This is a genomic window from Endozoicomonas sp. YOMI1, from assembly GCF_024606345.1.
GTDB lineage: Bacteria > Pseudomonadota > Gammaproteobacteria > Pseudomonadales > Endozoicomonadaceae > Endozoicomonas.
Window position 1 is genome coordinate 1 of record NZ_JAHHPM010000535.1, and the last position, 4,534, is coordinate 4,534.

The following is a 4,534-nucleotide window of genomic DNA, read 5'->3' on the forward strand; positions in this document are numbered from 1 at the left end:
GAGTGACTGATCACTTAGTCAGAAAATATGATTTCATTTGGTTAACTACTTAGCTCCGGGTGATAAAAAAACACCAACCCATTGCTGATCAATTATTGATAAAGCATCCTATTTTGCAATCTCCCCGCCAGCACATTGAATCGATTGATCACCAAATAATTAAAATTAAAACGAACGTTTTTCTAAAATAAATGTCCAACTTGTATCAGTGCGATTTAATCAACCATCGCACTGCATTACCCAAAACAGATAATTTAGTTTTATCAAATAGTTATTTCACAGATGGAGCTGATAAGACATGGTCAGGGAAGCAACACCAGGCGGGGATGAGCGCTATCCGGGTTTATTTTTAAATCATACAGTACCTGAAATAGCGGTATCAGAAGAGTTGGAGAACGATAGGAAAAAGTTCAGTGAAGAACAACTGCCACGGACTGGCCAACCTCTGAATCATCGAGCCCTCAAAGTAGCCTATGTAGGAATGGGGCCTGTTGCCCTGCAGAACGCATTGCAATTGAAGGCAAAGCAGCCTGATACCGATATCGTCATGTTTGAAAAGAGAGCCGAATACGCTCGAAATCACACGGTTAACATTGATGACCAATGCTTCAGATCATTAAAGTGCTATGACCATCCAATTTTAACACAGGGAATGAACCAGCTTAGAGATAAAATCCGGAGGCAGCATGGCCATATCAGCTGTAAAGAGTTTGAAACGGATCTGAAGTTAATTGCCCAACGAATGGGCATAACCATGCACGCTGGCAGTGATTACGAAGTTGTTGCCATTGGTGATGGTAAAGTCAAGTTCAAATCAGGAGAAGCCCTGTTTGACGCCCTTGTCTGTGCCGATGGCGCACATTCAAAAAGTAGAAAAGCGTTGCTGAAAATGGCAGATAATCCCGACTACCGGGGGGAAGATATTGTTTTCTCCGAACTGTCATCAACCGATGAAGATAGTGAGTTTACAGCTAAAAAAGACCTTCAATATCGAGTCAGGGTTAAATACCAGGTCCAGGGTCCAACGAAAAAGCTGGCCACTGGCTTGCTTAATTTTTCCCGCTATGTTTATGCAACCTTTAAAGTGATGTTATCACCGGTTGAAGAGAGAATTCGCCAACTCAATGAAAAGACTAATGAGGTCACCATCGACTTTTTTATTTCAAAAGAAGAGTTTGACAGTCTGTCTGGCTACAACCTTGGCAATGCAGCAAAGCTCTCCGACAGTCATGTGAGTGATCGCCTGAAAGAAAAAATAAAAAACTGGCAAACGATAAAATATCAATTCTGCCAGGAAACCATCATTGCTGGCACTGAAGAATTAACCCCCCATACCCTGTCTATTTTTCATGCCCGAAAAGTGCACCATGTAACGCCATCAGGAAAGCTCATCTGCATTGCCGGGGATGCAGCCACCTCGCTCCCCTATTACCGCTCGTTGAATAACTTTCTGGTGGTTGGTGCCAAACTTGGCAGAAAGCTGGGATCAGCAACCAGGGCAGATCTTGCCAAAACAGGAACAGCCTATGAACAATACGCCAGCCGCAGGGCTCGTTGGGAAGGCTTTAAAGCCAAACTCAAAAACTTCCTGATCAACGTAATGAAACTCTATTTATGGTTAGGTAATAAAGTATTCTGGAAAATCAATGTCTGGGACCCGGAGAAGCTTAAAGACCTGAGAAAAACATTACCTGAACGCAAAGCATACCGACATCATCCCACTGCAGTTTTAACGGGTTGATAACCAGTGGGTTCTGAACACCGGGGTATCCGGTAGCCATCCAAGCGTTCGAATACCATCACTTCTCCGGGTTCGCCGTGTCATTGTTACCGATCACCCTGCCTCAAAGAAACCAGTTCCATGCTATCCTGTCTGTCTCCCATAGCTGGTGAATCATGGCAGCAAATCGCAACTTTAATGGGCCGCAGGAGCAAATCTGTCCCCCTGAACCCTTGCTGATAGCCCTTGTACCACTGGTAGCCGGCATACACAATGCCACCAGCGAGAATTCCCAATACCAGCCCTCCGGCCAGGGGGAACGGAGTGCCTGCATCCACTTCGTCGGTGTTAAGGGATGAAATAGTGCGGTTGTCGGTTCCATTAACCAATGAAGAAGACACATTGGCAGATGGCAGTGACTGGCGTGTCGTAGCCGTTACTGTTTTGAACGACAATTGTTTAGCAACAGTGGGCGATTGATCTTTGCTTGAGAACAGAGCTGTTGATGAAGATGCTGAACTGGTCAGTTGTGATGTTGACGATGATGAGAAAGTTGCCAGAGTTGAAGATAATACTTCAGTTGTTGTATGGTCGCCGCCAGCTGCAGTGGTAGTAAGTAGTATGGGGGGAGCGTTAGTGCTTTCCCCGGGGCAATTTGCCTCATCACAACCAGAATTTTCCGGCCTGGTGCTGTTATCCTTCCAACTGATCAGGTTGGTGTTACAAGCAACCGTGTCAGAAAATGTACGGGCAAGGCCGCCAGCGGCAATGCCTGTGTAACGGCCCGTAATGTTACTGTTGCAAGCAGTGGTATCACTAATGACCCCAAAATCATCATGACGACGACCCACAGCCACTGCGACAGCACCATTCCCATTGGTATTATGGCCATTTCTGTCCGGGCCGATGGCTAACAGCTGGCAGTCAATAGCGGTTGTCTGGCGAACCTCGGTACGCTCATAATTAAACGCCGCAGCAATCGCCACGGAACCGCCTTGTCCATTGGTTTCAATACGGGTTCCTGTGGCCGTGGTGTTCTGGATGGTACAACCGTTGGAAAAAGCGGCACCGACGGCTGCATGCCCTGCCTCATCCGCTGATGGAGAGAAATTTAGTGCCCCCTCGTTGATTAATGTCGAGTTGATATCCCGGGTATTTTCGATTTTGCTGTTGTAACAACCGGCGGTGACGACACCGACGAGGCTTGGATTATTTTTCATATACATCGGCCGCCATGCATAATCTGCCCGCAAGCGATTGTTACTGGCAATAGTCCCCCGGATTTCACAATGATCGGCATCAGCAGCCACCACGGCAATATGCCCCCTTTCCTGGGAAATAAGCGTTATGTTGTTGTTACTGGCATGGGTATCCAAAATAACCGCATGTTTTGCGAACCCTGCCACACCGCCCACATTGGCGGCATAAACCGTTTTGTCTAAACAACCGCACACCTGTGTGTAGGAGCTGTTGACAAGGTTGCTATCTGTCAGCGTTGATTTGCTGACCATGACTTCATTTCCTTCTCCACCTCCGGTAATTTTTCCTGCCACCAGCCCAACGTTGATATTTATCCCCAACCCATTATCGCTATAACCGGTGTTATATCGTGACAATGAGATATTACAGCGATCAATATCACTGTTTTCGATGACCGAATTATGCTGAGCTTTCCCAGTCACCATGCCTGCGTTAATGCCCATTCCCTGAACCTCAATGGCTGAGTTTTCAATCCGGTTACCCTTCAGTGATGCATTGTCTTTTATTTCGCCTGCCAGCATCCCCACCTGCATGTTCTGCTTACTCATCAAGAACGACGTGTCTTTAATTTTGATGCTTGAATGTTGCACACGGTTATTTTCCTGGCTTGATTCCCCCTCCATGGTGCAGGCGATAAAGCCTAATGCATCATCAACTTTTCCTGAGCGTTCAATATGGGAATTTTGGATGACCAGGTTATGAACTTTCCCATCGCCCTTCATATTCTTAAACACGCAGTCGTTGAGGTTGCCAATGCGCTTGTCGTTACCGTTGTACTTACCGGTAAAGTCCGGGATGGGCCGGTGGTTGCCAGCAACAAAATCATCGGTTTGTGTGTAGTTACCATTGGGTGGGAAGCATGGCTCCTCCTTCTTCCCGATTTTGGCCAGGTCATTACTGCTCTGAACCGGAATCTGCTCACCCCTGCAGCCCGGCGGGATGGTTGTCGGGCTGGTGGGTGGTGAGGTTGGGGAGGTTGGGAAAGTTGCAGGCGCAACCGCTGAACTCGACGATTCTGACGTTGTCTGCGTTGACGATGAAGCAGGATAACTGGGCAGCTGAGAACTTGACATCGATGACGATGGCGTTGCAGAGCTGGCTGATTGTGAAACCGTCGAAGACGGCGAAAAAGCCATTGGGCTAGCCGACTGAGAAATTGACAGTGCTGGCGTTGGCATTGCAGTACTGGCTGATTGTGAAACCGTCGAAGACGGCGAAAAAGCCATTGAGCTGGTCGTCTGAGAACTTGACGCGGATGACGATGTCATTGCAGTACTGGCTGATTGTGAAACCGTCGAAGACGGCGAAAAAGCCACTGAGCTGGTCGGCCTGGAACTTGGCAGCGCTGTCATTTGAGTTGCAGAGCTGGGCAATTCTGAAACTGTCGAATCTGACGACGAAGCAGGTGTACTTTCCAGCTGTGAGCTTGATAGCGTTGACGTTACAGAACTGGCTGATTGTGAAACTGTCGAAGACGGCGAAAAAGTCATTGGGCTGGTCGGCCTGGAACTTGGCAGTGCTGTCATTGGCGTTGCAGAGCCGGGCAATTCTGAA

Annotated in this window: 3 protein-coding genes; 1 reads left to right on the forward strand and 2 read right to left on the reverse strand. The window is 47.8% G+C overall.

Annotated features, from left to right (window positions below; all coding sequences use genetic code 11):
* Positions 1-298 precede the first annotated feature (298 nt).
* Positions 299-1,741 carry a hypothetical protein gene (locus KDK15_RS18975; protein ID WP_257296964.1) on the forward strand — a complete coding sequence of 481 codons (1,443 nt, stop codon included), beginning with the start codon at positions 299-301 and terminating at the stop codon, positions 1,739-1,741.
* Between the two features lie 86 nt (positions 1,742-1,827).
* Here the strand turns inward: KDK15_RS18975 and KDK15_RS18980 are convergent, their stop codons facing one another.
* Both KDK15_RS18980 and KDK15_RS18985 read right to left on the reverse strand, forming a co-directional pair.
* Positions 1,828-4,053: a hypothetical protein gene (locus KDK15_RS18980; protein ID WP_257296965.1), complete on the reverse strand. Its 2,226-nt coding sequence runs from the start codon at positions 4,051-4,053 to the stop codon at positions 1,828-1,830.
* Between the two features lie 67 nt (positions 4,054-4,120).
* Positions 4,121-4,534: hypothetical protein (locus tag KDK15_RS18985; RefSeq protein WP_257296966.1), on the reverse strand; the 414-nt coding region annotated here is incomplete at its 5' end.